Here is a 26,029-nt window from a genome sequence, read left to right as displayed (position 1 = left end):
ACACTTTCGGGTGCACGCCTCCGGGTGCACGCCTCCGGGTGCACGCCTCCGTGGCCCGCGCCGGCCGCACTCACCACACCAACGCGGCACGGTGTCTACCATGGACGCGCCGTACGGCAGGGCGTGACGGATTTCAGTGGCGTGACGTACGGCAGGGCCGTGACGAACCGCAGCCCACCGGTCCTGCGCTCCCGCCCCCCGGAGATCAGATCCAGCGGTTGCCGAGCCACATCCGGCTCGACCACTCCGCGTAGGGCAGGAGCTGCCCGACGAAGATCGGATAGAAGTAGGCGAAGCAGATCGCGACCAGCAGCACGTAGGTGCCGGCGACGATCGCGCCGATCATGCGGCGGTCACTCGTCCGCCCGCCCGGATCGCCGTCGCCGGCCGATCCGGCACCACCGCCCGCCGAGGCGACCGCGGGCGCCGGTGCCCGGGCCGGGCCGGTGATCACACCCAGCACGTAGGTCACCGCCAGGATCATGAACGGCACCACCGGCGCGACGTAGAAGAAGAACATCGTCCGGCCCTCCTGCGCGAACCAGAACCACGGCAGCAGGCCGGCGGCGACCGGCAGCAGGATCGCCAGCGGCCGCCAGTCCCGCCGGGCGAGGCCGAGCCAGGCGAGCACCGCCAGCGCCGGCAGGAACGACCACCACAGCAGCGGGGTGCCGAGCAGCAGGATCTCCGAGGCGCAGCTCGGTGCCCCGCAGGCGCCCTGGTCGGACCAGTGGAACGCGACCGGCCTGCCGAGCAGCAGCCACTGCCACGGCCAGGACTGGTAGACGTGCGTGTCGTCCAGGCCGGAGTGGAACTTGAGCGCCTCGGCGTGGTAGTGCCACAGGTTCTGCAGGTCGCCGATGACCGGCAGGCTGGACTGGCCGGTGTCGGCCCGCCAGTTGCGGAAGTAGCCGTTGTCGCTGGCGAACCAGCCCGACCAACTGGCGAGATAGACGACACCGATCAGCACCCCGGCGCCGACGAACCAGAGGCCCTCGTCGAGGAAGGTGTCCCGCCACGGTCGGCGTACTCCGGCCGAGCGCCGGGCGCCGACCTCCCAGAGCACGGCCAGCAGCGCGAAGGCGGGCACGAAGTAGAGCGCGCTCCACTTGACCGCGAACGCGCAGCCCAGCAGCACCCCGGCGAGCAGCCGCCACCAGGGCACCCCGTCGGACCATCGGAACGCCGGCCGGTGCCGGCGGCCCGGCTGGCTCGGGTCGAGGCCGGACTCGACCGCCCGCAGCCAGCGGGCGCGCCGGGCGTCCCGGTCCAGCACCAGGGCGCCGAAGGCCGCCAGCACGAAGAACATCAGGAAGATGTCGAGCAGGGCCGTGCGGGAGAGCACCAGGTGGAAGCCGTCCAGCGCCATCAGCAGCCCGGCGGTGCAACCGAGCACGGTCGAGTGGAACATCCGGCGGGCGATCCGGATCAGCAGCAGTACGGAGAGCGTGCCGATGATCGCGGCCGAGAAGCGCCAGCCCAGCTCGTTGTAGCCCCAGATCCACTCGCCGACCGCGATCATCCACTTGCCGAGCGGCGGATGGACGACGTACGCGGCGGTATTGTTCTTCTCGTCCCACTCGATGCCGCGCAGCAGCAGGTTGTGCGCGTCGGTCGCGTAGTAGATCTCGTCGAAGATCTTGCCCTTGGGGTTGCTCAGCCCGACCAGCCGGAGGATGCCGGCGATCAGCACCACGACGGCGGTGGCCAGCCAGGACCACGGTTCGAGCCGGGCGTCGAAGGGCGCCAGCCGGCGTCTGATGATCGCCGGCACGCCCCCGGCGGGGTGCTGGGACCGCTCTGCGGTGGCTGTCGCCCCCGGGGTGATCGCGGCTACCTCGACCACCGGAGCTGCCGGCGGCCCGGCACTGCCCGGGCTCTCGGTCTGCGCTGTCGACGCCAGAGTCACCCCGTGATCGTAGGCTGCCAAGGGGCGAAACGGGGCACGACGCTCGCTATATGCGATGACGACTATCGATGAGAGGGCTGGTACGTGGGAAAATCACCCGGTAGCGGCCGGTTGATCCTGCTCGGCGCGCCGCTCGGGAACCCCGGCGACGCCTCGGCGCGGCTCCGGGAGGCCCTCGCCGAGGCCGACATCGTCGCCGCCGAGGACACCCGCCGGCTCACCCGGCTCGCCCGCGACCTGGACGTCACCATCACCGGCCGGATCGTGTCGTACTTCGAGGGCAACGAGGAACGTCGCACCCCCGACCTGGTCGACGCCCTCCGCGACGGCGCGCTCGTCGCACTGGTGACCGACGCCGGCATGCCGAGCGTCTCCGACCCCGGCTACCGGCTGGTCCGGGCCGCGCTCGACGCCGGGGCACCGGTCACCGCGGCACCCGGGCCGAGCGCGGTCACCACCGCGCTCGCCCTCTCCGGGCTGCCCACCGACCGATTCTGCTTCGAGGGCTTCCTGCCCCGCGCCGGCGGCCCGCGCCGGGCCCGGCTCCGGGCGCTCGCCGCCGAGGAACGCACCCTCGTCCTCTTCGAGGCGCCGCACCGGGTCTCCGCGGCCCTCGCCGACCTGGCCACCACCTTCGGTGCCGACCGGCCGGCGGCGCTCTGTCGCGAGCTGACCAAGACCTACGAGGAGGTGCTCCGCCGCCCCCTCGGCGAGCTGGCGGAGTGGGCCGCCGCCGGGGAGCCACGCGGCGAGATCACCCTGGTGGTCGCGGGCGCCCCGGCGGTCGCCGCGCCGCCCCCGGACGTCGCCGACCTGCGCGCCGCGGTGGCCGAACGGGAGGCGCGGGGCAGCTCCCGCCGCGACGCCGTCACCGCCGTCGCCACCGAGTACGGCCTGCGCCGCCGCGACGTCTACGCCGCCGTCCACGGGTGATGAGGACACGCCCCCGCAGGCCATAGGTGGTGGCTCAGCGGGTGGTGGCCCAGCGGGTGGTGGCTCAGAAGGCGGCGACGAGGAAGCCGGCGGTGAGCAGCAGCGGGCCGGCGATGCTGACCAGGATCGTGGCGTGTCGGGTCCGGCGGTCGGGCAGCCGCAGCGCGCCGGTGACCCAGCCCGCTCCGGCGGCGCAGAGCAGCACCACTCCGAAACCGAGCATCCAGCGCAGGTGCAGCAGGCCGGAGCCCGCACCGACGTACGCCTTCGCGCTCTCCGCGCCGGTCATCCGCGCCACCAGCGGGGTGCCGGGATCCCGGTGATCCCCGTCGACCCCGATCAGCCGGACGTCGTGCACCCGGAAGAGGCCGCTGTCGGCGAGGAACTCGCCTCGGCACTGCTGTCCCAGCCCTCGGCCGGTGCAGCCCACCACCGTCGCCACGCCCGGCTCGCCGTGCCCGACGGCGAGCCAGAACGGCTCGGCGGTCACCCAGGCGAAGAAGCTGGTGAGCAGGGAGCAGAGGATCACGCCCGCCAGCCCGAGCGCCGGATGCCGCTGCGGCTTCGGCGGCCTGGCCACCCGCTGCCGGGCCGCCTTCGCGGCCGGGTCCTTCTTCGGCCGCCCGTACCAGGTCCGCGGGGTGGGCTGCACGGGCGTGCCGTCCCAGTGGACCTCCTCGATCGGCAGCCAGAAGTCGTCCTCGTCGGCCGCCTCCGGATCCGCGCCCGGCTGGGTGGGCAACACCCCGGTCGGCCGGTCCCAGGCCGGTGCGGCCCTGGGTGCCCGCCGGGGCAACATCGTGAGCGGGGCGCCGGTGGTCGGCTCGATGCCGGACGGTCCGCTGAGCGAGCCGGGGGCGCCGAGCCGGGCGGAGCCGAGCGCCGGGGTCGCACCCCGGAACGGGCCGGCCGGTGCGGGCTCGTACCCCGGTGCGGGCCGCTGGTGTGGCGCCGGCCCGCCCTCGGCGGCCGGGGTCGGCTCGGCGTCGGCGGGGAGAGCCGGCTCGACGTCGCCGGAGAGTGCGCCGTCGCGGGAGGGTCTGCTCTCGACGGGCGGCGCGTCGGCTCCGTCGGGCGTCCGCTCCTCGACCGGTACGGGAGAGGGGCCGGCCGGATCCGGTGGGGGCGTGGCCGGATCCGGTGGGGGCGTGGCGGCCGCCGACGGATCGGGTTCAGCCGGACAGGGACGCGTTTCCGCTGCTCGCTGCCCACCCTCGTGGCCCGTCACCCGTCCATTGGACAACGCTGCCCCGGCTCGGGCGGGCAGCCGACCAGGCGTGTCGAAGGATAAGAAAGTCGGATATCAGTCTGAATATTGGCAGGTTGGGGATCTTTCCTTACAGCACCTTTCGATGTCCCGTCCGGGACCGGCTCCGCGCCGTGCCCCTCGGGCCAGGTCCGGCATTGGTTCGCGGTGTGCCGACGGCGGTCACTAGGCTTGCTTCCCATGAGTCACGTTCTCGCGGCGGTTGCCTGGCCGTACGCCAACGGCCCGCGCCACATCGGCCACGTCTCCGGCTTCGGTGTCCCCTCCGACGTGTTCAGCCGGTACATGCGGATGGCCGGTCACGACGTACTCATGGTCTCCGGCACCGACGAGCACGGCACCCCGATCCAGGTGCAGGCGGACAAGGAGGGGGTCACCCCGCGTGAGCTGGCCGACCGCTACAACCGGGTGATCGTCGAGGACCTGCACGGGCTCGGCCTCTCCTACGACCTCTTCACCCGCACCACCACCCGCAACCACTACGCCGTGGTGCAGGAGCTCTTCGAGACGCTGTACCGCAACGGCTACATCGTGCCCAAGGTCACCATGGGGGCGATCTCGCCGTCGACCGGCCGGACCCTGCCGGACCGCTACATCGAGGGCACCTGCCCGATCTGCGGCTACCCGCACGCCCGCGGCGACCAGTGCGACAACTGCGGCAACCAGCTCGACCCGGTCGACCTGATCGACCCGCGTTCGAAGATCAACGGGGAGACGCCGCAGTTCGTCGAGACCGAGCACTTCTTCCTCGACCTGCCCGCCTTCGCCCAGGCGCTGGGGAAGTGGCTGGACGGCCGGGAGGGCTGGCGGCCGAACGTGCTGCGCTTCTCCAGGAACCTGCTGGACGACCTCCAGCCCCGGGCGATCACCCGGGACCTGGAGTGGGGCGTACCGATCCCGCTGGAGGGCTGGCGCGACCGCAGCGACAAGCGGATCTACGTCTGGTTCGACGCGGTGATCGGCTACCTGTCGGCGTCGATCGAGTGGGCGCGGCGCTCCGGCGACCCGGAGGCGTGGCGGCGCTGGTGGGGGGCGGACACCGGGAACGGGGACGCCAGGGGCTACTACTTCATGGGCAAGGACAACATCGTCTTCCACTCGGTGATCTGGCCGGCGCTGCTGCTCGGCTACGACGGCGACGGCGACCGGGGCGGCGAGCCCGGCGACCTCGGCCGGCTCAACCTGCCGACCGAGGTGGTCTCCAGCGAGTTCCTGACCATGGAGGGAAAGAAGTTCTCCTCGTCCCGCCAGGTCGTGATCTACGTACGCGACTTCCTGGCCCGGTACGACGCCGACGCGCTGCGCTACTTCATCGCCGTCGCCGGCCCGGAGAGCCAGGACACCGACTTCACCTGGGCGGAGTTCCTGCGTCGGAACAACGACGAGCTGGTCGCCGGCTGGGGCAACCTGGTCAACCGCTCGATCTCGATGGCGGCGAAGAACTTCGGTGCGATCCCGCCGGTCGACCCGGCCGGGCTCACCGAGACCGACGAGGCACTGCTCGCCACCGCCCGGTCGGCGTTCACCACCGTCGGCGACCTGATCGCCCGGCACCGGCAGAAGCAGGCGATCGCCGAGGCGATGCGGGTGGTGGCGGAGGCGAACAAATACCTCTCCGAGCAGGCTCCCTGGAAGCTGAAGGGCGAGGCCGACAAGCCCCGGATGGGCACCGTCCTGCACGTCGCGCTCCAGGTGGTCAGCGACGCCAACACGCTGCTCACCCCCTTCCTGCCGCACTCGGCGCAGAAGGTGCACGAGCTGCTGGGCGGCACCGGCGTGCACGCGCCGATGCCGTCGATCGTGGAGGTCGACGACCTCGACGGCGGGCCGTCGTACCCGGTGCTGACCGGGGACTACACGGTTGGCGCGAGGTGGGAGTCGGTGCCGGTCGAGCCGGGCCGGGCCCTGGCCGCGCCGAAGCCGGTGTTCCGCAAACTCGACCCGTCGATCGTGGACGAGGAACTCGCCCGGCTCGGCGGTTGAGCCCTCCGGCCGGTACGCTTTCCATCCCCATGTCCGCCACCCCGCGTCGCGGCGAGCGGCGCTGTCGAGTGTGGAGCTGATGTTGTGACCGCGCCCAATGACGGAAGCATGCCCCTGATCCGGCAGGACGTGCCCACCCCGGCTCGGATGTACGACTACTGCCTCGGCGGCAAGGACAACTTCCCGGTGGACCGGGCAGCGGTGTTGGCCGTACACAAGCAGTTCCCGGAGGGTGTCACCGAGGCCCGGAACAACCGGCTCTTCCTCTACCGCCTGGTCCGTTACCTCGCCCGCGACAGCGGGATCCGGCAGTTCCTCGACATGGGCAGCGGGCTGCCGACCCAGGCCAACGTGCACCAGGTGGCCCAGCAGTTCCAGCCGGACGCCCACGTGGTCTACGTCGACAACGACCCGATCGTGCTGGCGCACGGCCGCGCACTTCTCGCCGACGACCGGACCACCACCGTGATCGCGGCGGACATGACCGATCCGGAGCGGATCCTCGGCGACCCGGAGACGCGCAAGTTGATCGACTTTTCCCGGCCGGTGGCGGCGCTCTTCCTCTCCATCGGCCACTCCATCGTCGACGACGACAGGCTGCGGAGCATGTTCGAGAAGGTGTGGGGGGTGCTCCCGCCCGGCAGCTACCTCGCGTTCTCGCAGGTGTGCGGGGTGGACCAGGCGACAGTCGACGAGGGCAACGAGATGACCAGGCGGCTCGGCCTGACCTGGCGGAACCGTACGGTGCAGGAGGTCGTCGAGCTGCTGCGCGGCCTGGAACCGGCGGAGACGGTCGAGCCGGGCCTGGTCAAGGTCGTCGACTGGCGTCCCGACCCCGACCAGCCGACGCTGGAGCACGTCGACGAGCCGCTGCGCCCCTACCTGGAGTCGCCACCGGAGAACCAGCGGTCCATGGAGTGCGGCATCCTGCTCCGCAAGCCCTGACCCGCCCACCCGTTCCCACCCGTCCGGCGGCGAGTGAAACAACCGACCAGGTGTCCGGCATAGGAAAGGTGTGAGAGCACCGACAACCTGGGAGGGACACGTTGGCGACCACGCATCTCCGAAGGCAGGCCGGCCGGGCGGAACGCGGATGAGGACCGACCTCGAACTGCTCGTGGCCGCGGACCACGACGCACACGCCTTCCGCGAGCTCTACGACCGGTACGCGGCGGCGATCCACGGGTTCTGCCGCCGGCGTACCAACGATCACGAAGCGGCGCTGGACCTGACCGCCGAGACGTTCGCCCAGGCGTGGCAGTCGCGGCACCGCTTCGTCGACAGGCGTGCGGGGTCGGCGGGGCCGTGGCTCTTCGGCATCGCCCGCAACCTGCTGCTGCGGGCGGTGCGGGACCGGCGCGTTTTCGCCGAGGCCAGCGCCCGGCTGCGGGTCCGGACCGAGCTGTCCGGCGCGATCCCCGACGAGAGCTGGGTCGACGGCCTGGACGCGGAACTGGAGGCGGCGCTCGCGGCGCTGCCGGCGGCGCAACGCAGCGCCGTCGAACTGCGGGTGCTGCACGACCGGAGCTACGCGGAGATCGGCGACGCGCTCGACTGCTCGCCCGGCGCCGCCCGGATCCGGGTCTCCCGAGGGCTCACGGCGCTGCGCGACAGGCTCCGACCGACCGGCCCGACCCGGGCAACCCAGACGAGGAGGGCATCCTGATGACGAACGACCTGCACCCCGACCTGGTCCGGCTCGGCAACGAACTCGAACACGCCGTCAGCCGGGAGATCGCCGCGGCCACCCCCAGGCGGCAGCATCGCCGGCTCTTCGGCTCCCGGACCGCGTTCCTCGCTGCCGTCACCGCCGGTGTGCTGGCGGTCGGTGGCGGCGCCGCTGCCGCCGCGGTCGCGCTGCTGGCCCCCGAGACGGTCGCCCGGGGCATGCCGGGCGCGGCGACGATCTTCGAGGGCACCGACCCGACGTGTACGACGGATGACGGCGTCGTCTTCACCTGCACCCTCGACCGTGCCCCGGAGGATCCGATGGAGATCGACATCTCCACGATTCCCGAGGCGAAGCGCCCCACCACGCCGAGGGTTCCCGACTTCGAGGACCGCAAGGAGTTCTTCGTCGACGAGCAGGGCAACGTCGCGGGCGGATGTGTCGGCGTGGACACCGCCGGCCTGCGCTGGACCTGCTACGCCGGCCAGCGGGCGGTGGACGAGGGCGTCATCGTCCAGGACATGCTCGGCCAGCACCTGCCCACACCGGCCCGAGGCTGACGCACCCGATCCGCCGCGCCGCCGGCTCGTGCCCGGCGAGCCACCTCGCGGGCCGACGGTCGTCACCTGGACAACAGAGGCGCTAACCATGCCGCATAACGCCTCTGTTGTCCAGGTCGCCAGTCCGGGGCACCGGCTACCGGCGGCGGTGCGACTGGACGGCGTCGACGAAACGGCGCCAGGGCAGCGGGGTGAAGGTGAGGATCGGGCCGTGCGGGTCCTGACTGTCGCGCACCGCGACCAGTCCGGAAAGGTTGTCGGCAACCTCGACGCATTCGCCCTCGGCCCCGCTCCGGCCCGACGGCCAGCGGCAGCACCCGGAGCCGGACGTTGGGACGCTCGTTCGACACGATGAAGTGCTGCAACTGCTCGACCATTGCGGCGTGATCGGCCAGCGGACGGCGCAGCACCGCCTCGCTCAGGACCACGTCCAGTTGCGGTGCCGCCGGAAGCTTGCGGACGAGCAGCCGCTGCCGCTTCAACCGCAACTCGACCCGGCGTTCGCGCTGGTCGTCGGTCCAGTCCGGCCGGCCGATACGCATGATCTCTTCCATGTACTGCCGAGTCTGCAACAGCCCAGGTATCAGTTCACCGTGGTACTGGCGGATGCGATCGGCGTAATCCTCCATGCTGACGTAGAGCTCGGCGCAGATAGCGGCCGAGTTGCCGGCGAGGCACGGTCGTCCGGTCCTGGTCCATGGCGACGCACCTCTCTTCCCTGATGAAGTGCCGTGGGATTGCGAAACGAGATGCCGCACGGGGATGGGGCAGGATCGGCGGCCGGGTGCGCGGTGGCACCGTGGTATCGGCAGGGCCGCCTGTGCCGACAACCGAGCGGTAATCCGGCTGCGGTCATCGACAGTGATGTTAGCGGCGGAAATTTCCGGCAGGCGGCGCAATCACGGCGCAGCGGTTATAGGCCGCGTCGTCGCTCCGGGATGGCCCGCCGGATGGCGGAGCGGATCCGCGCGACGGTGTCGGAGGGGCCCAACTCCTGCCGCAGTTCCAGCAGATAGCCGGTCGGATGGCCGGCGAGGACCTGCCTGCGCTGGTCGAGCGCGCTGCCCACGGCGCCGACGACGCAGCCCGCGACCACACCCGCGCCGGTGACGACCGGTGGGAGGTGAGCGGCGTTCGCCAGGACGCCCAACGCCGCCGGTGGGGCGAGGGTCTGGAGCGTGAGTACGGCCCGGACCGGCTGCATGCCGAGGCGGCCGAGCGTGCGTTCCATTTCCTCGAGCGGATGCGCGATCCTGCTCTGCACGTGGTGGTGCAGTTTCGCGGCGCGCACCTCCGGGTCCCGGACCGCACTGATCTCCACGAAGTCCGGGGTGAGCGAGTCGAGGAATTCGCGATAGCGCAGAAGTTGCGGGAGCAGCCGGCGCCGCGCCTCGATGATCCGCTCGACCGGCACGGCGGCGAGGTCGCGTGGCAGCACCGTCTCCAGGGCCAGCACCGCGAAGGCGTGGCTGTAGTCCGTCGACGCCCCGGTGTCCTCCCCGGTCCCGGCACCGCCGTCCTCGCCGTCGTGACCGAGCAGGATCCGGGCCATCGCCTCGATCGTCCAGCCCGAGGTGACGGCCGAGGCGAGTGGCTGGTCGGTGAGGGGGGTCATGCTGTTCTCCCGGGCGACCACGTCGGCCAGCAGGGAGAGGTAGACGCCGGCCAGGCGCGCGTGCATCGCCAGGTCGGCGTTGTGCAGCACCCTGCCGTCGGAGGCGCGGCGCCAGGAGTAGCTGCGGTGCACCAGCAACCCGTCGTCGGCCAGTCGTTGCGCCAGCCGGTAGGACATCTTGCCCGGATGGATCTTCTCCAGCCGGGGATCGAGCGGCGGGAGGCCGTCGGAGAGGCCCGGCGGGGGCAGGGACGCCACCCCGAGCGCCTCGGCACCGTACCGGGGTGTCAGGTCGGCGCGGTAGCGGTCGAGGAAGTCGAAGAAGAGCGCGTCGACCTGGTCCTCGACCTCCTCCGGTCGACCCCGGTCGACGTGGTCGCCGTCCACCCTGGCGAGGACGGCGCCGTCCACCCAGGACCGGCGACGTCCGCCGGGCCGGACGTCGATGACGAAACCGAGTTCGTCCCTGAGTCGCTTGACGGTGTCGGAGTCTCGCAGGTCGTAGTAGCCGGACGGGCGGATCCGGCCGAGCCGGGGCCAGTGCAGGGCGGCCGCCTTCACCCAGGCGTCGTCGGGCAGGTTGACGTACGGGTAGTAGAGGGCGACGTCGCTCACGGAAGACACAATGCCCGGCGGCGTCGCGCCGGGGAAGTGCCCGTGTCCGCGCGGCCGGCCGGCGGCGCCACGTCCGGCACGCCGTGCTCGCGCGCCGTCAGAGCGTGTACGGGTTGTCGACGAGTTGGTCGTCCGTGATCTCCACCCCCGGTGCCCAGGCCTCGTAGACGCCGCGTTCGTAGCACTGCGCGCCGAGCGCCGCGACGTTGTCCGGGTCGGGCCGGCAGAGCCGTACCCGCAACCAGCCGCCCTCCTCGCGGAGCACGAGGCAGCGGCTGTCGCGCCAGGTGACGTAGCGGGCCCGGCGGGTGAGGGTCTCCACCGGATAGCGGGCGGCCCGGGTCCTCGCCAGCACCCGGAACTCGCCGGGCGGGTCGGCGACCGCCTCGTGCTCCTGCCCCCGGTAGCCGCCGATCAGCAGGGTGGACCGGATGGCGTCGCCGGTCGAGACGTAATCCTGGTCGGGCGGGACGCCGGGCGCCGCCGCCAGCAGGTGCCGCCAGCGCGGCCCGGCCATCCGCAGCCAGCCGCGCTGTTCCGGCTGGTACGTGTAGAGCACCACCTCGTCGCCGTCGGGGGTGTGCGCCAGTAGTGCCGCGTTCGCCGGCAACGGCAGGTCGGCGAAGTCCCGGGTGACGAACTCGGGGATGAGGTGCCGCCCGCTCGGGGTGAACCCGGTGCCGAGCACCGGCGGCCCGACCCGGTCGTGCGGCGGCATCGTCATCAGGCCCTGGTGCCCGTCGGTCAGCGGCGTCACGTAGTCGATCGGGTCGGTCGCCCGCCAGCGCAGCAGGTACGCCACCTCGGGCACGGCCCGTCCGGCCTCGGCGTCGGTGCGCAGCAGCATCTGGTCGGTCGGGGTCCGCAGGTGCGCGACGTCGTACTCCCGGTAGCAGAAGCCGTACGGCAGCCAGCCGCGCAACAGGAAGCCGGCGAACTGCTGGGCGGAGAGCGCCTTGACCATCTGGCTGCCGCGCTGCACGGTCGCCGACTCGCGCACCGCGCGCAGCAGCGGGTCCTGGGCGGCGGACGGGCTCTGGCTGAGGGTGTGGATCTGCGACCAGCTCCGGGCCCGGTGCAGTGGTGCCATCAGCGGGGTGTCCGGCACACCGAGGCCGTTCGCCCGCTCACCCGCTCCGGTGCCGGCGCCGGTCACGCGGGCGTCGGGAAGCGGCTCCACCTCGCTGGCGTGTGCGTACCGGTGCCAGGGGTAGCGCGCGTCGGGGCGGCGGTCCGGCGTGAAGTCCGGCACCGGGTCGGTGCTGAAGAGTTCGTACGCGGCACCCCGGGCGAGTTCCTCGGCCGGGTATGCGGTGTCGCCGTAGCGCACCCGCAGACCGGCCGACGTCCCGGTCGCCGCACCGGCGGGCGGGGACACGTTACCGGTCTGCGGGGTCACGCTCACCGCGCCGACGCTAAGACCGATCGGCACCGTCCCGGTGAACATCCGGTTACCGGGCGGGAATGGCCCGGGCGCGCCGGCACCGAACTGGCGGTTCGGCTGGCCGGCCGGCGCCGGTTCGGGTTAGCCGCTACCCATCGGTTCGGTTCGCCCCTACCCGCCGGTTCGGCCGGCCGCGCATTCCGACGCCCGAGCCGACGCCCGAGCCGACGCCCTGCCGGGCGTGCGCTTGCGGGCTGGACGTGCGCTGGCGGGCTGGGCGTGCGCTGGCGGGCTGGGCGTGCGCTGGCGGGCTGGACGTGCCGGGTGTGTGCCGGAGGGCCGGGCCGATGTGTGATGCTGACGGCGATGAGCCAGCCAGCCGAGAGCCGCCGCCAGCGGGGCGCCCGCCGGGCGGGGGAGTTTCCCCCGGCCCCCGAGCCGCTGCCGGTACCCGTGATCGACAGTCACACCCACCTCGACATCACCCTTTCCGAGGCCGGCACACCGCCGTGCAGCGGCAACGGGAGGTCCGCTGACCCGGTCGCGGCGGCCGTCGAGGTGGCGGCACAGGTGGGAGTAAACCGGCTCGTGCAGGTCGGCGTGGACGTCGCCTCGTCCCGCTGGGGTGCCGAGCTGGCCCGGCGGCAACCGGGGGTGCTGGCCACGGTGGCACTGCATCCGAACGAGGCGCCCCGGCTCGCCGACCTCGACGAGGCGCTGCGCGAGATCGAGTCGCTCGCCGCCGAGGAGCGGGTACGCGGCGTCGGCGAGACCGGGATGGACTTCTTCCGGACCGGTGACGAGGGCCGGGCGGCCCAGGAGGCCAGCTTCCGGGCGCACGTCGCGATCGCCAAGCGGTACGCGAAGCCCCTGGTGATCCACGACCGGGACGCGCACGCCGACGTGCTGCGGATCCTCGACTCCGAGGGCGCCCCGGAGACGGTGGTGCTGCACTGCTTCTCCGGTGACGCCGAGTTCGCCGCCGAATGTGTCCGGCGCGGCTACCTGCTGAGTTTCGCCGGCACGGTCACCTTCGGCAACGCCGCCGGGCTGCGCGAGGCGGCCCGGGTCACCCCGCTGGACCAGATCCTGGTGGAGACCGACGCCCCCTACCTGACCCCGATGCCGCACCGGGGGCGGCCGAACGCGTCGTACCTGATTCCGCTGACCGTCCGGTCGCTGGCCGAGACGACCGGTGCCGACCTCGGCGAGCTCTGCGCGGCGATCTCGGCGACCGGTGACCGGGTCTTCGGCCCCTGGTGATCGCGTATCCCGGCAGCCGAGCTTCGGCAGCCGGGGCCGTGGGCCGGCGGTCCGGGTCAGGCCGTGGGCCGGCGGCCCCGGGTGGCGCGGCCGTTGCCGGACGGGCTGCCGCCGGTCGCGGCGCCGCCGCTGGGCACGGCCGGCGGTGCGGCCTCGCCCAGCCCTTCCGCGGCGAGCCGTCGGGCCGCCCAGGGGGTGATCACGAAGCCCCGCTTGACGGTGAGCAGTTGCACCCCGGCGGTCCACGCCTGGATGCCGTCGATGCTGCCGAGGGTCTTGGTGGTGAACTCGAAGACGTCGGCGTGGCTCGGCAGGATCACCTCGCACATCAGCGACTCCTGGCCCAGCGTGGCGGCGACGTAGCGGACGCCGCGCAGCGCGGCCAGCTCCCGGGCCACCGCGTCGAGCCGGGACGGCGCCACCGAGAGCCAGAAGAGGATCTCCGCCTCGAAGCCGAGCGCCGCCGCCGGCACCAGCGTGATCACCTGTACGCAGCCGGCGTTGTAGAGCGCTTCGAACCGCCGCCGCACCGTACTCTCGCTGACTCCGAGCCCACCCGCGACGGCCTGGAAGCTGTTCCGGCCGTCCTCGCGCAGTGCCGAGATGATCCGCTCGTCCAGCTCGTCGAGGTGCGCCGGCGGGCAGTCGTGCACCGGAGGCGGGGCGACGAGCTGGCTCTCCGTGCCGAGCAGGTGCCGGGACCACTCGTGGGTGGACTTGTAGGTGTGCAGCTCCAGGTCGGCGACGCTGCCCTGTATCCCGGGGATCTTCTGCAGGCCGTTGAGCAGCACGCTGTGCAGGCTGGTCCCCTTCGGCACCAGCACCTCGGCGACCAGGTCGTAGACCCCGGTCACCAGCGCGACGAAGCGGATCTCCGGCATCGCGGCCAGCGCCTGGGCGGCGGGGAGCTGGCTGCCGGCCGCGCAGCGGATCCGTACGATCAGCAGGTCGGCGGGGCCGCCGCCGGGCTGCGGTGCGGCGGCGACCTTCACCAGCCCGTCGGCCAGCAACTGCTGCGCCCGCCTGGCCACGGTGGTGACCGAGGTGCCGGTGAGCTGGGCGATGTCCGTCCAGCTTGCCCGGCCGTTGACCTGGAGTGCGGCGACGATGCGCCGGTCGGTCGGGTCGAGGTCGTACACGTCGCCGGGGATCATGCCTGCGGCGCCGCTGCGCCGGCCAGGAACTCCCGGACCACCTGCTGGAACCGCTCCGCCTCCTCGAGCTGCGGCGAGTGTCCGGAGTGCTCGAAGACCACCAGTTTCGCGCCGGGGATCAGCCCGGCGATCGTCTCGCTGCACTCCACCGGCGTGATCCAGTCGTGTCTACCCACGGTGACCAGGGTCGGGCAGGAGATCCGGGGGAGCAACGGCTTGATGTCGTAGTTCGGCTGGTTGACGGAGAATGCGAAGTTGTGCGTGGCGTACCGGTAGGGGGTGTCGGCCACCCGCTCCCGCACCTTCGCCCAGTCCAGGTCGTGGTCGTAGAGGGGCAGGATCTCCGCCCAGCAGTCCCGCAGGTCGTCGTCGTCCCGGACCGTCCCGGACATGATCCGGTCCAGCTTCACCCGGTCGATCTCGACCCGCGCCGAGGCGAGGGCGTTGCGCAGCGCCAGCTCCTGGTTGGCGTTGTCGGCGGCGGTGTCCCGGAGCACCAGCGCGGCGACCCGGTCCGGATAGCGGATCGCGTACTCCATCGCGATGAAGCCGCCGTACGAGCCGCCGGCCATCACTATCCGCTCCGCGCCGATCCACTGTCGCAGCCCGTCCACGTCGGCGGCCCACTGCTCGTGGGTGAACGGCTCGTTCCCCTCGCTCGCCCCCGATCCCCGGGCGTCGAAGACCACCACCCGGTACTCGTCGGCGAAGGGCGCGAACGCCGCCCTCGGCTCCGCCATCGAACCCAGCCCCGGCGCGCCGTGGTGCACGATCATCACCGGCTTCCCCGGCACGTCGCCGCCGCGCCTCTCGCCGCCGCGCCTCTCGCCGCCGCGCGTCTCGCCGCCGCACGTTCCGGCGTCGTCGCCGAGCACCAGCACGTTGAGGCGATTGCCGTTGATCTCCACCATGGTCGGTCCGCTGCTCATGGTCATGCTCCGATCGTGATCTCGTCGAGGTCGCGGGGATAGCCGGTGAGCCGCCGTGGCCCCTCCTCGGTCACCAGTACGGTGTCCGAGATCCGGTAGCCGGCGTGCCCGGGTACGTAGACCCCGGGCTCGCTGGAGAGCACCATCCCGGGCTCCAGCACCGTCTCGTCACCGTCGGCCACCCAGGGCGGCTCGTGGAAGCCGAGCCCGATCCCGTGCCCCTGGCGGTGCCGCAGGTATTCCCCGAGCCCGGACCGGCGGATCACCTCCAGGCAGGCCCGGTTGGCGTCCACGCACCGCACCCCCGGGCGCAGCGCCTCCGTGCCGACCTGCTGCGCCTCCCGGACCACCTCGTAGTAGCGACGCTGCTCCGCCGTCGCCCCGCCGAGCAGGAAGGTCCGCTCGCTCTCCACGAACCGGCCGCCGACGGCACAGCCGAGCGAGAGCATGAACGGCTCACCGCGGCGCAGCCGGTCGCCGCCGGGCAGCCGGTGCGGCTGGGCCGAGTTCGGGCCGCCGTAGACCAGGCCGCCGGTGAGCATCGGCACCACCACGACGTCGTCGTGCTCGGCGTACATCTTCGCGGCGCCGTACCGGGTGACGTGCCCGGCCAGCTCGGTCTCGGTGGGCAGCTCACCGCCGGCCACCGCCTCGGCGACCAGCCGGACCCCCTCGGCCAGCATCGCGTCGGCGATCCGGGCCGCCTCGGTGTGCAGGGCGATCTCCTCCGGGGTCTTGCGCAGCCGCAGCGTGCCGACCAGGTCGCTCGACTCCCACGCCGTACCGGGAAAGGCGGCGCCGATGCCGGCGACCCGGGCGACCGAGGTGGAGGGGGCGTAACCGGCCCGGACCGGCGCCGCCGGCACTGCCGCCCGGAGCACCTGCCACGGGCTCCGCTCACCCGGGAACTCCGGATAGACCACCAGTTCGGCGGCGGCGCGCTGGTCGGCCGCGTACTCCCGCTCCAGGTCCGGGACGAGCAGCAGCACGGCGCCGTCCCGGGCCAGGTAGGCGGCGACCGGGCGCTCGTTCGGGAAGTGCGCGAACCCCGTCAGGTACGCCACGTCGAGCGGATCGTCGAGCAGCAGTGCGTCCAGCCCGGCCCGGTCCAGTTCGGCGCGGACCCGTGCACGCAGTGCGTCGTAAAAGGAGGGAGCCAGTCGCACCGGCCTCGTCACCTCGTCCTCGGATTGCGGGCGTCGTTGTACGCCACGGCGAGCAGGGTGGTGGCCACCACCAGCAGCAGAATGGCCAGCGACGGAAAGAGCGTGGTCCACCAGGCGGTGGCGAGCGAGCCGGAGCGCTGCGCCTGGTGCAGGATCGTCCCCCACGACCAGCTGTTCGGGTCGCCGAGGCCGAGGAAGGAGAGCCCGGCCTCCGAGAGCACCGCCCGGGAGGTGGTCAGCACCACCGAGACCGCGACCACCGGTGCGACGCCGGGCAGCACGTGCTTGCGGATCACCCAGAGGTGCGAACCGCCGATCACGTGCGCCGCCGAGACGTACGGCATCGGCACCACGGCCAGCCCCTGGGAGCGGACCACCCGGGCCACCTCCGGCCAGCTGAAGACCGCGATCACCACCACCAGGGTCGGCACGCTCGGCCCGGCCAGCGCGGCGACCAGGATCATCAGCGGCAGCACCGGCAGCGAGAGCGAGACGTCGACGATCATCCCGAGCACCAGGTCGGCCGGGCGGAAGTACGCCGCCGCGACCCCGACCAGCACGCCGATCACGATCGCCAGCAGGCTGGCCGCCAGGCCGACCACGATGCTGACCCGGGTGCCCCAGACCACCTGGGCGAAGACGTCCCGCCCGAGGTCGTCGGTGCCGAACCAGTGCCCGGCGCCGGGGCCGGCGAGCACCTGCTCGCCGTACCCGCTGGGGTAGTCGGCGATCAGCGGCGCGGCCACCGCGACCAGGCCGAGCAGCAGCAGGATCCCGGCGCTGCCCAGCCCGAGGGGGTTGCGCCGGAACGCCTGCCAGGTCTGCCGCCCGACCGACTCCGACGGCGGCAGCCCGCCACTCCCACCGGAGGCCGCGCCCGGCGGCGGCGTCCCGCCCGGCGGCGGCGTCCCGCCGGGCGGTGGCCGGTCGCCGGGCGGTGGCGTGTCGCCGGGCGGCGGCACGATCAGGTCTGTCGTCGTCGTCATGACGTGCGCACCCTCGGGTCGAGCAGTCCGTAGGCGAGGTCGGTGAGGAGGTTGGCGGCGATCACCGCGAAGGCGAGCATCAGGAACGCGCCCTGCAGCACCGGGAAGTCGAGCTGGCCGACCGCCTCGAAGATGGCCCGCCCCACCCCCGGGTACGCGTAGATCGACTCGGTGAGCACCGCCCCGCCGACCAGAAAGCCCAGTTGCAGCCCGACCAGGGTGGTCGTCGGGAGCAGCGCGTTGCGCAGCGCGTGCCGCCACACCACCTTCCGGTTCGGCAGGCCCTTGGCCCGGGCCAGCGTGCAGTAGTCCTCGCCGAGCGCGTCGATCAGCGTGCTGCGCAGGGTCAGCACGTACGAGCCGAGCTGCACCAGCACCAGCGAGAGGCAGGGCAGGATCAGGTGCAGCGCGATGCTGCCGTACGCGGCCAGCCCGTAGACGTCGTCGCCCATCGCACCGCCGATCGGCAGGACGCCGAGCTGCACCCCGAAGACGTAGAGCAGCAGCACCCCGATGCTGGGGATGAAGAGCGACTGCCCGGTGATCCCGCCGACCTGGATCAGCCGGTCCAGGGTGCCCCTGGCCCGGGTCGCCGCGACCACCCCGAGCGGGATGCCGAGCGCGACGGTCACCAGCAGCGCGGAGCCGGCCAGCAGCAGCGTCCAGGGCAGCCGTTCCAGCAGGATGTCCAGCACCGGCTGGTTCTGCCGGAACGACACCCCGAGGTTGCCGTGCAGCAGCTGGGTCAGGTACTCCCAGTACTGCACCGCCAGCGGCCGGTCCAGGCCGTAGTCGCGGAGCAGGTCGGCGCGCAGCTCCTCGGTCATCCCGGGGTCCGCCACCGCCAGCGCCGGGTCGCCGGGCAGGAGCCGCAACAGGAAGAACGTCACGGTCACCGCGAACCACATCGTCAGCACCCCACGCAGCAGCCGGCGCGTGACGAACCGAGCCCCAGCAGGCACGTCTCCTCCTCAAGCTGAGGTGTAAGGAAGGGCCCCCCGTTATCGCTTTCTGTTGTAGCGGGGGCCCTTCCTAACAACCCTCGGGTCAGCTCTTCGTGGCCTGGGCCACGGAGACGGGGTTGACGATGGAGAGCAGCTCACTCGGCTGGACCAGGAAGTTGGACCACTGGGCCGAGTGCGCGATGGTGAACTCCTCGACGTAGAGCACGTTGTCGTACACCTTGTCGGTGATGATCTTCGCGGCCTGCTGGATCGGAGCCTTCTGGGCGGCCTGGTCCAGCTGCGACCGGGCCTGGTCGATCAGGGCGTCCAGCTCCGGGTCGCAGGCGTTGGCGTAGTTGATGAAGCCCTCGCACTTGAAGGCCAGCGCCAGGTTGGCCGGCGGGTTCTCCATGATCGCCCACGAGCCGGCGTAGATGTCGTAGTCCCGGGCGGTGTACTTCTCCACGTACGTGTTCCGCTCCAGGCCCTCCAGCTTGATCTCGATCCCGGCCTCCCTGCTGGAGTCCCGGACCAGCTGCGCCCACTTGGAGATGTTCGGGTCCGCCTGGTCGTAGATCATCCGCAGGCTGAGCCCGTCGAAGAGCCCGTCACCGTTGCCGTCCTTGAAACCCGCCCCGGTCAGCAGCGACCTCGCCTCCGCCGGGTCGTGCGCGTACTCCTTGGCGGACGGGTCCTGCCACTGCTTCAGCGTCGGGGTGAGCACCGAGGAGTTGGAGGAGACGGCCTTGCCCTGCAACGCGACCCGGCGGATCGCCTCGTAGTCGACGGCGGCGGCCAGCGCCTGCCGCACCTCCAGCTTGTCCAGCGGCTTCCGGGCGGTGTTGTACTGCATGTGCGCCCAGCCCAGCGACGGCACCGTGACCAGCTTTATCTTGCTGTCGCCCTCCAGGGTCTTGGCCAGCGGTGGCGGCAGCGCGTTGGCGATCAGGTCGATGTCGCCGTTGCGCAGTGCCAGCGCCTCGGTGTTGACGTCGGGGAAGACCCGGAAGACCACCTCCTTCGACTTCGGACCCCCCTCGACCAGCGGGAAGTTCTCCATCCGCTCCAGCACGTACCGCTGGCCCCGCTCCACGGTGGTCAGCTTGTACGGCCCGGCGGAGACCCAGTTCGAGTCGTTGGCGAACTTCTGCACGCTGCCGACCTTGCTGAAGACGTGCTCCGGCACGACCGGCATCCAGAAGCCGACGTTCTCCAGGAAGGTCCCGTCCGGCTGGGAGAGCTGGAACTCGATCTCCGTCGGGGAGATGACCGTGGACTTCTGGTACGACGAGATCAGCCCCGCCACCACGCCGATCTTCTCCTTGGCGACGGCGTCGATGGTGAACGCCACGTCCTCGGCGGTCACCTTCTCCCCGTCGCTCCAGGTGAAGTCGTCCCGGAGGGTGAACTTCGCCTTCCGCCCGCCGTCGAGGTACTCCCACTTGCTGGCCAGGTAGGGCCCGCGGACCCCGTCCATCCCCATGCTCATCATCCGGGGATACATCAGGTTGGTGACCCAGGTGTCGGTGCGGCTGTTGCCGACCAGCGGGTTGTAGTTGAGCACGTCGGCGGTGGTGCCGATCGTGAGCCGATCCGCCGACCCGCCGCCACCGGCGGAGTCGCTGTCGGGATTGCTGGGCGAGCAGGCGGTTGCCGCCAGCCCTATCGAGAGCGTGCCCGCCGCCACGGCGAGGGCGCGCCGGAATGTACGCATCACCAGACCTCCTCAAGGACGCGCATGATGTTGCCCCCCAGGACCTTGCCGATCTCGTCGTCCGAGTAGTCGTGGCCGACCAGCCAGGAGACGATGTTCCAATAGCACTCGGCCGGGTTCTCCAGGCCGTCGACGTAGGGCACCCGGGGGTGCTCGACGTGTCCGTGCGCCTCGGCGATGGAGAGGTGCGCGGCGAAGGTGTCGTGCAGGCCGACGTGGTCGCCGAAGAGCGTGTCGGGGCCGAAGGCGACGTGGTCGATGCCGACCAGGTCGACGCAGTGCACGAAGTGGTCCATCACCGACTCGATGCTGTGTTCGGGATGGGCCGGCGAGAGCGTGGTGTGCGGTGCGGCCTCCAGGCCGAGCACCCCGCCGCGCTCGGCGCAGGCCCGGATCACCTCGTCCGGCTTCATCCGGTTGGTCGGCCAGACGGTACGCGACCCGGCGTGGGTGATGAAGATGGGCTTGGTGGAGGCGGTGATGACGTCCATCGACGTACGGTCCCCGGAGTGCGAGACGTCGATGGCGATGCCGAGCCGGTTCATCCGGCGTACCGCCTTCTCGCCGAAGTAGGTCAGGCCGCCGTCGCCGCGCTCCTTGAGCCCGCTGCCCAGGGTGTTCGCCTCGCTGTAGGCGATGCCCATCTGCCGGACCCCGAAGCCGTAGAGCATGTCGATCCGGTCCAGCTCGTTCTCGATCATCGTGGCGGCCTCGGTGGCCAGCACCAGGCCCATCCGGCCGGTCTCGTGGGCATACCGGATGTCGGCCAGCTTCTCGACCCGGATCAGGTAGTCCTGGTGGGCCAGGTCGGACAGCCGCATCCCGAGGTCGGCGACGACGTCGGTCCACTTCCAGCCCATCTGGCTGGTGACGCAGCAGGTGCCGTCCATCATGTTGTCGAAGACGGCGGTCATCCCGGAGCGGGCCAGGCCGGCGTAGCCGGTGTGGTGCCGGGCGGTCCGGTTGTAGTCGACGGTCTGGCCGATCTCCTCCGGAAAGACCGAGGGGTGGTCGTGCAGCGAGATGACGATGTTGTCGGTGAGCAGCCGCCGTACCCGGTCCCGCTGCCCGTCGGAGAGGGAGATCCCCTGGTACGCCGGCACCCGGCCGATCTCCGGGGCGAGCGTGAACTCCCGGTAGTCGGTGCCTGCCTCCAGGTAGCTGTAGGACGTGTATCCGGTGTAGCGGGTGGCCGGGTCGAGCACGCCGCTCCCTCCTTCGGGTCGTCCCAGGGGTCGGCGGTCGCGCGGTGGATTTCGGCGCCCTGACCTGAACTGGGTGTGCAATGTCGGCGATGTGGGACCAGAGATTGCCAGGATCAGGCGCAGCGTGTCAACATGTTGCCCAACTCCGGCGCAGAACACGGGCGGCTTGCCAGAAATCGTTACGCCGGGAAACATCACGGAAATTCGGGAGGTGTAGTGACGAGCGAGGTGGAAAGCTCTCAGCGGTCATCCGACCCCGACCCGACGGCGGCAGCCGGTCAGCGGGCTGCGGCCGACCCGCCGGCTGCGGCCGGTGCGGCCCATGCGGCGGGTTCGGCCGACGCGCCGGCCGCCTTGCGGGTTCGGGGCCTCGACGTCACGTTCACCGGCCGGCGCGGCACCGTACCCGCCGTACGCGGCGTCGACCTCGACATCGCCGCCGGTGAGGTGCTCGTGCTGCTCGGCGAATCCGGCTCCGGCAAGTCGGTCACCGCCCGCGCCGTGATGGGACTGCTCGACGGCGGTGGCGTGCGGGTCCGCTCCGCGCAGACCGTGGTCGCCGGGCACGACCTGACCCGCGCCGGGCCGGAGCAGGTCCGGAGGCTGCGCGGCCGGACGATGTCGCTGGTCTTCCAGGACGCGCTCTCCGCGCTCAACCCGGTGCTCTCGATCGGCGACCAGCTCGGCGAGGTCTTCCGGCTGCACCGGGGGCTCTCCCGCCGCGCCGCCCGGGCCGAGGCCGCCGAGCTGCTCCGGCTGGTCGGCATCCCGGCCCCCGACCGCCGGGTACGCGACTACCCGCACCAGTTCTCCGGCGGCATGCGGCAGCGGATCCTGATCGCCATGGCGGTCGCCCTCGGCCCCCGGCTGCTCATCGCCGACGAGCCCACCACCGCGCTCGACGTCACCGTGCAGGCGCAGATCCTGCAACTCGTCGACCGGCTCCGGGACGAACTCGGGATGGGTGTCCTGCTGATCACCCACGATCTCGGGGTGGCCGCCGAGATCGCCGACCGGGTCGCCGTGATGTACGCCGGCCGGATCGTCGAGACCGGCACCGTGACCGAGGTACTCGACGGGCCGGCCCACCCCTACACGGCGGCGCTGCTGCGCTCCGTACCCGACCTGGCCCAGCCGGGCGACCGGCTGCGGCCGATCCCGGGCAGCCCGCCGAACCTGCTGGCGCTGCCGAGCGGCTGCGCCTTCCACCCGCGCTGCGACCGGGCCACCGAGGAGTGTGTCGGCGTACGCCCGGAGCGGCGGTCGCTCGCCGCACCCGGCCGGACCGCCGCCTGCCACCACGCCGAGGAGGCCGTCGATGTCACCCTCTGAGCACCCGGCCGGGCCCGGCGCAGCCTCCTCCGGCCCGGCCGGGTCCACCCCGCCCATTACCGACGCCGGCCCGCCCGGCCAGCGGTCCGGCGCACCGGGCCTGCCGACGGTGCTCTCCGCCTCCGCCGGCCCCTCGACCACCGGCCCGGTGACCGCCGCCTCGCCGAGCGGTGGTCCGGCGGCTTCCGGCGGCGAACCCTTGCTGGTCGCCACCGGCCTAATGAAGTCCTACCGGGCCGGGCGGAGTCTCGGCAGCCGGTCCCGGGTGCATGCGGTGGATGGGGTTGACCTGACCGTCGCGGCCGGTGAGACGCTCGGCGTGGTCGGCGAGTCCGGCTGCGGCAAGTCCACCCTCGCCCGGCTGCTGGTCGGGCTGGAACGCCCCGACGCCGGCCAGGTCCGCTACGCCGGGCTCGACGTCGGCACCGCCCGCGGTGCCCGCCGCCGGGAACTGCGCCGCGCGGTGCAGATGGTCTTCCAGGACCCGGTCACCTCGCTCAACCCCCGGATGACGATCCTGGACGTGGTCGCCGAACCGCTCGACGTGCACCGGCTGGCCCGGGGTGCGGCGGTACGCCGGGACCGGGTCGCCGAGCTGCTGGAGATGGTCGGGCTGGCCCCGGACATGATGCGGCGGTTCCCGCACGAGTTCTCCGGCGGGCAGCGGCAGCGGATCGGCATCGCCCGGGCCCTGGCCACCGAGCCCCGGGTGGTGGTCTGCGACGAACCCGTCTCCGCCCTCGACGTCTCGGTGCAGGCCCAGGTGGTCAACCTGCTCGCCGAGTTGCAGCAGCGGCTCGGTATCGCACTGGTCTTCATCGCGCACGACCTCGGCGTGGTCCGGCACGTCTCGCACCGGGTCGCGGTGATGTATCTGGGTCGGCTCGCCGAACTCGGCCCGGCCGCCACCGTCTACCAGGATCCGGCCCACCCCTACACCCGGGCGCTGCTCGGCTCCGTGCCGGTACGGCATCCGCGGGACCGCGGTCGGCAGCGGATCGTGCTGGCCGGTGACCCGCCGAGCCCGGTCGACCCGCCGTCCGGCTGCCGCTTCCACACCCGCTGCCCGATCGCCCAGCACGTCTGCACGGTGCAGGAACCGGTGCTGCGCGTCCCGGAAACCGACACAACCACCGCCCGAGTCGCCGCCTGCCACTTCGCCGGTACGCCCTAGCACCCGCCCCACCGCTGTGGCGGGCCGCTCACCTGTACCTCAGAGGCGTCAACGTCCTCGGATAACGCCTCTGAGGTACAGGTCAAGCCCTCGCGGCCCGGCGGCCGCCGGGGGCGGGCGTTGGGGGCGGGCGTTGGGGGGCGGGCGGGCGTTGGGGGGCGGGCGTTGGGGGCGGGGCGTTGGGGGCGGTGTGCCGACCCGTACCCTCGGAGGGCGTGGCCGCAGACCTGCTCGGACCGGCGGAGATCCGGGAACTCGCCGCTCGGCTGGGCGTGACCCCGACGAAGAGGCTCGGCCAGAACTTCGTGCATGACCCCAACACCGTGCGCCGGATCGTCACCGCCGCCGCACTCACCCCTGACGACGTGGTGCTGGAGGTCGGGCCGGGGCTCGGCTCGCTCACCCTCGGGCTGCTGCCGGTCGCCGGGCACGTGCACGCCGTCGAACTCGACCCGGTGCTGGCCGGGGCGCTGCCGGAGACGGTGCACCGGCACACCGGGCCGGACGGCGGGGCCCGGTTGACCGTGCACCCCGCCGACGCGCTGCGGATCACCGCCGCCGACCTCGGTGACCCGGCCCCGACCACGCTGGTGGCGAACCTGCCCTACAACGTCGCGGTGCCCGTGGTGCTGCACCTGCTCGCCGAGTTGCCCGGCCTGCGGCAAGGGCTGGTGATGGTGCAGAAGGAGGTGGCCGACCGGCTGGTCGCCGGCCCCGGCTCCCGCACCTACGGCGTCCCGTCGGCCAAACTCGCCTGGTACGCCGACGCCCGCCCCGCCGGCCGGGTGCCGCCGAACGTCTTCTGGCCGGTGCCGAACGTCGACTCCGGGCTGGTCGCCTTCACCCGCCGTGAGCCGCCCCGGGACGACGTACCCCGGAAAGAGGTCTTCGTGGTGGTCGACGCGGCGTTCGCGCAACGCCGCAAGACCCTGCGGGCGGCGCTGGCCGGCTGGGCCGGCGGCCCGGACCGGGCGGCGGCGGCGCTGGTCGCGGCCGGGATCGATCCCGGTGCCCGGGGCGAGTCGCTGACCGTGGCCGAGTTCGCCGCGATCGCCGCGTCGGCCCCTGTGCCCGCCCGACCCGCCGAGTAGGCTGACGGCGTGTGTGGCAGGAGGTGGCCGGCGTGACGGCCGAGCCCGTCGATCCGGCGTACCCGTGCGGGCTGGTCGGCGACCGCCGTGCGCCGATGGCCGGATCGGCCGACGTGCCGACGCCGGCCATGCCGTTCGAGGCCCGGCCGCGGGTGCGGGACAGCGCTGCATGACCGAGGCATGGCGGCCGGACGACTCCGACGAGCGTCCGCGGCCGAGGATCTCCGGCCCGGTCAAGGTCCGGGTCCCGGCGAAGATCAATCTTCATCTCGGGGTCGGCCCGCTGCGGCCGGACGGCTACCACGAGCTCAACACCGTCTACCAGGCGATCTCGATCCACGACGAGTTGACCGCCCGGCGCGGCGACACCCTCACCCTGACCATGGAGGGCGAGGGCGCCGGTGAACTGGCCCTCGACGAGACCAACCTGGTGATCCGGGCGGCCCGGGCGCTGGCCGCGCACGCCGGTGTGCCGGCGCACGCCAGGCTGCACCTGCGCAAGCAGATCCCGCTCGCCGGCGGCCTCGCCGGCGGCAGCGCCGACGCCGCCGCCGCGCTGGTCGCCTGCGACGCGCTCTGGGGGACGGAGCTGGGCCGCGACGAGCTTGCCGGCATCGCCGCCGGGCTCGGCTCCGACGTCCCCTTCCTGGTATACGGCGGCACCGCGCTCGGCACCGGCCACGGCGAGACGGTCAGCCCGATCCTGGCCCGGCCGGTCACCTGGCACTGGGTGGTGGCGATCGCCGACGGCGGCCTCTCCACCCCGGCCGCCTACCGCGAGCTGGACCGGCTCCGTGCCGAACACGCCGCCCCGCCGCCGCTGCGCAACGCCGACGCGCTGCTCGCCGCGCTGCGTGGCCGGGACCCGGCCCGGCTCGGCCGGGCGCTCGGCAACGACCTGCAGGCCGCCGCGCTCTCGATGCGCCCGGCGCTGGCCGAGACCCTGAAGGTGGGCGAGGCGGCCGGGGCACTCGCCGGGATCGTCTCCGGCTCCGGGCCCACCTGCGTCTTCCTGGCCGGCGACGGCGGGCACGCCGAGCGGGTCGCCGCCGAACTGGATGCGTCTGGGCTCTGCCGGGCGGTCCGCACCGCCCACGGGCCGGTCCCCGGCGCCCGGGTCGGCTGAGCCCGGAACT

General features: G+C 72.5%; 23 protein-coding genes and 1 pseudogene. 11 read left to right on the top strand and 13 right to left on the bottom strand.

All coding sequences use genetic code 11. The features are described from left to right. Positions 1-205: 205 nt before the first annotated feature. Positions 206-1,909 (bottom strand): dolichyl-phosphate-mannose--protein mannosyltransferase, encoded by a 1,704-nt coding sequence (locus ACN28C_RS01900; RefSeq protein ID WP_422771893.1) that lies wholly within the window; start codon positions 1,907-1,909, stop codon positions 206-208. Positions 1,910-1,993: 84 nt separating this feature from the next. Between ACN28C_RS01900 and rsmI the strand changes: the two genes are divergently transcribed. Then, complete coding sequence (rsmI, locus tag ACN28C_RS01895) at positions 1,994-2,842, top strand: 16S rRNA (cytidine(1402)-2'-O)-methyltransferase (protein WP_422771892.1); 849 nt, start codon at positions 1,994-1,996, stop codon at positions 2,840-2,842. A 64-nt stretch (positions 2,843-2,906) separates the two neighbouring features. Here rsmI and ACN28C_RS01890 read toward each other — a convergent pair whose 3' ends face one another. Beyond that, positions 2,907-4,070 carry a hypothetical protein gene (locus ACN28C_RS01890; RefSeq protein WP_422771891.1) on the bottom strand — a complete coding sequence of 388 codons (1,164 nt, stop codon included), beginning with the start codon at positions 4,068-4,070 and terminating at the stop codon, positions 2,907-2,909. Positions 4,071-4,289: 219 nt separating this feature from the next. Between ACN28C_RS01890 and metG the strand changes: the two genes are divergently transcribed. From metG to ACN28C_RS01870, 4 genes are all read left to right on the top strand, one after another. Then, entirely contained in the window at positions 4,290-6,092 is a 1,803-nt protein-coding gene (gene metG / locus ACN28C_RS01885) for a methionine--tRNA ligase (protein WP_422771890.1), read from the top strand. A gap of 84 nt (positions 6,093-6,176) precedes the next feature. Then, complete coding sequence (locus ACN28C_RS01880; RefSeq protein ID WP_422771889.1) at positions 6,177-7,037, top strand: SAM-dependent methyltransferase; 861 nt, start codon at positions 6,177-6,179, stop codon at positions 7,035-7,037. A 148-nt stretch (positions 7,038-7,185) separates the two neighbouring features. Beyond that, the gene (locus tag ACN28C_RS01875) at positions 7,186-7,758 is read left to right on the top strand and encodes an RNA polymerase sigma factor (protein ID WP_422771888.1); all 573 of its coding nucleotides are present in this window, start codon (positions 7,186-7,188) and stop codon (positions 7,756-7,758) included. Then, positions 7,758-8,321, top strand: a complete 564-nt coding sequence (locus tag ACN28C_RS01870) for a hypothetical protein (RefSeq protein ID WP_422771887.1) — start codon at positions 7,758-7,760, stop codon at positions 8,319-8,321. Before ACN28C_RS01875 ends, ACN28C_RS01870 begins: the two co-directional genes overlap by 1 nt. A gap of 136 nt (positions 8,322-8,457) precedes the next feature. Here the strand turns inward: ACN28C_RS01870 and ACN28C_RS01865 are convergent, their stop codons facing one another. The 4 genes and pseudogenes from ACN28C_RS01865 to ACN28C_RS01850 form a co-directional block, all read right to left on the bottom strand. Beyond that, a complete protein-coding gene (locus ACN28C_RS01865; RefSeq protein WP_422774933.1) occupies positions 8,458-8,709 on the bottom strand; it encodes a DUF397 domain-containing protein in 252 nt (83 codons plus the stop codon). Further along, a pseudogene (locus tag ACN28C_RS01860) lies at positions 8,660-8,950 on the bottom strand (Scr1 family TA system antitoxin-like transcriptional regulator); the annotation flags it as partial. The pseudogene ACN28C_RS01860 and the gene ACN28C_RS01865, both read right to left, overlap by 50 nt. Positions 8,951-9,234: 284 nt before the next feature. After that, complete coding sequence (locus tag ACN28C_RS01855; protein WP_422771886.1) at positions 9,235-10,551, bottom strand: DUF6236 family protein; 1,317 nt, start codon at positions 10,549-10,551, stop codon at positions 9,235-9,237. A gap of 97 nt (positions 10,552-10,648) precedes the next feature. Then, the gene (locus ACN28C_RS01850; RefSeq protein WP_422771885.1) at positions 10,649-11,956 is read right to left on the bottom strand and encodes a hypothetical protein; all 1,308 of its coding nucleotides are present in this window, start codon (positions 11,954-11,956) and stop codon (positions 10,649-10,651) included. Positions 11,957-12,289: 333 nt separating this feature from the next. Here ACN28C_RS01850 and ACN28C_RS01845 point away from each other — a divergent pair, with 333 nt between their 5' ends. Further along, on the top strand, positions 12,290-13,198 hold the full coding sequence (locus ACN28C_RS01845) for a TatD family hydrolase (protein WP_422771884.1): 909 nt from the start codon (positions 12,290-12,292) through the stop codon (positions 13,196-13,198). 56 nt (positions 13,199-13,254) lie between these two features. Here the strand turns inward: ACN28C_RS01845 and ACN28C_RS01840 are convergent, their stop codons facing one another. The 7 genes from ACN28C_RS01840 to ACN28C_RS01810 all read right to left on the bottom strand — a co-directional run bounded on the left by ACN28C_RS01840 (position 13,255) and on the right by ACN28C_RS01810 (position 21,296). After that, positions 13,255-14,352 carry an Lrp/AsnC family transcriptional regulator gene (locus tag ACN28C_RS01840; protein WP_422771883.1) on the bottom strand — a complete coding sequence of 366 codons (1,098 nt, stop codon included), beginning with the start codon at positions 14,350-14,352 and terminating at the stop codon, positions 13,255-13,257. Then, on the bottom strand, positions 14,349-15,287 hold the full coding sequence (locus ACN28C_RS01835) for an alpha/beta fold hydrolase (RefSeq protein WP_422771882.1): 939 nt from the start codon (positions 15,285-15,287) through the stop codon (positions 14,349-14,351). Before ACN28C_RS01835 ends, ACN28C_RS01840 begins: the two co-directional genes overlap by 4 nt. Beyond that, entirely contained in the window at positions 15,284-16,447 is a 1,164-nt protein-coding gene (locus ACN28C_RS01830) for a M24 family metallopeptidase (protein ID WP_422771881.1), read from the bottom strand. The genes ACN28C_RS01835 and ACN28C_RS01830 overlap by 4 nt, the downstream gene beginning before the upstream one ends. 8 nt (positions 16,448-16,455) lie before the next feature. After that, the gene (locus ACN28C_RS01825; protein WP_422771880.1) at positions 16,456-17,433 is read right to left on the bottom strand and encodes an ABC transporter permease; all 978 of its coding nucleotides are present in this window, start codon (positions 17,431-17,433) and stop codon (positions 16,456-16,458) included. Continuing rightward, the gene (locus ACN28C_RS01820) at positions 17,430-18,395 is read right to left on the bottom strand and encodes an ABC transporter permease (protein WP_422771879.1); all 966 of its coding nucleotides are present in this window, start codon (positions 18,393-18,395) and stop codon (positions 17,430-17,432) included. The genes ACN28C_RS01825 and ACN28C_RS01820 overlap by 4 nt, the downstream gene beginning before the upstream one ends. A gap of 85 nt (positions 18,396-18,480) precedes the next feature. Continuing rightward, the gene (locus ACN28C_RS01815; RefSeq protein ID WP_422774932.1) at positions 18,481-20,091 is read right to left on the bottom strand and encodes an ABC transporter substrate-binding protein; all 1,611 of its coding nucleotides are present in this window, start codon (positions 20,089-20,091) and stop codon (positions 18,481-18,483) included. Further along, positions 20,091-21,296, bottom strand: a complete 1,206-nt coding sequence (locus tag ACN28C_RS01810) for a dipeptidase (protein ID WP_422771878.1) — start codon at positions 21,294-21,296, stop codon at positions 20,091-20,093. The genes ACN28C_RS01815 and ACN28C_RS01810 overlap by 1 nt, the downstream gene beginning before the upstream one ends. A 216-nt stretch (positions 21,297-21,512) precedes the next feature. Between ACN28C_RS01810 and ACN28C_RS01805 the strand changes: the two genes are divergently transcribed. From ACN28C_RS01805 to ACN28C_RS01785, 5 genes are all read left to right on the top strand, one after another. Further along, a complete protein-coding gene (locus ACN28C_RS01805) occupies positions 21,513-22,628 on the top strand; it encodes an ABC transporter ATP-binding protein (protein ID WP_422771877.1) in 1,116 nt (371 codons plus the stop codon). Between the two features lie 220 nt (positions 22,629-22,848). Then, a complete protein-coding gene (locus ACN28C_RS01800; RefSeq protein WP_422774931.1) occupies positions 22,849-23,802 on the top strand; it encodes an ABC transporter ATP-binding protein in 954 nt (317 codons plus the stop codon). 215 nt (positions 23,803-24,017) lie between these two features. Then, positions 24,018-24,893 (top strand): 16S rRNA (adenine(1518)-N(6)/adenine(1519)-N(6))-dimethyltransferase RsmA, encoded by an 876-nt coding sequence (gene rsmA / locus ACN28C_RS01795; RefSeq protein ID WP_422771876.1) that lies wholly within the window; start codon positions 24,018-24,020, stop codon positions 24,891-24,893. A 32-nt stretch (positions 24,894-24,925) separates the two neighbouring features. Continuing rightward, the gene (locus ACN28C_RS01790; RefSeq protein WP_422771875.1) at positions 24,926-25,066 is read left to right on the top strand and encodes a hypothetical protein; all 141 of its coding nucleotides are present in this window, start codon (positions 24,926-24,928) and stop codon (positions 25,064-25,066) included. Continuing rightward, a complete protein-coding gene (locus ACN28C_RS01785) occupies positions 25,063-26,019 on the top strand; it encodes a 4-(cytidine 5'-diphospho)-2-C-methyl-D-erythritol kinase (protein ID WP_422771874.1) in 957 nt (318 codons plus the stop codon). The genes ACN28C_RS01790 and ACN28C_RS01785 overlap by 4 nt, the downstream gene beginning before the upstream one ends. Positions 26,020-26,029 lie beyond the last annotated feature (10 nt).

The organism is Plantactinospora sp. WMMC1484 (genome assembly GCF_049315195.1).
Lineage (GTDB): Bacteria > Actinomycetota > Actinomycetes > Mycobacteriales > Micromonosporaceae > Plantactinospora.
The sequence above is the reverse complement of the archived record's forward strand: the minus strand, read 5'-3'. Positions and strand labels throughout refer to the sequence as shown.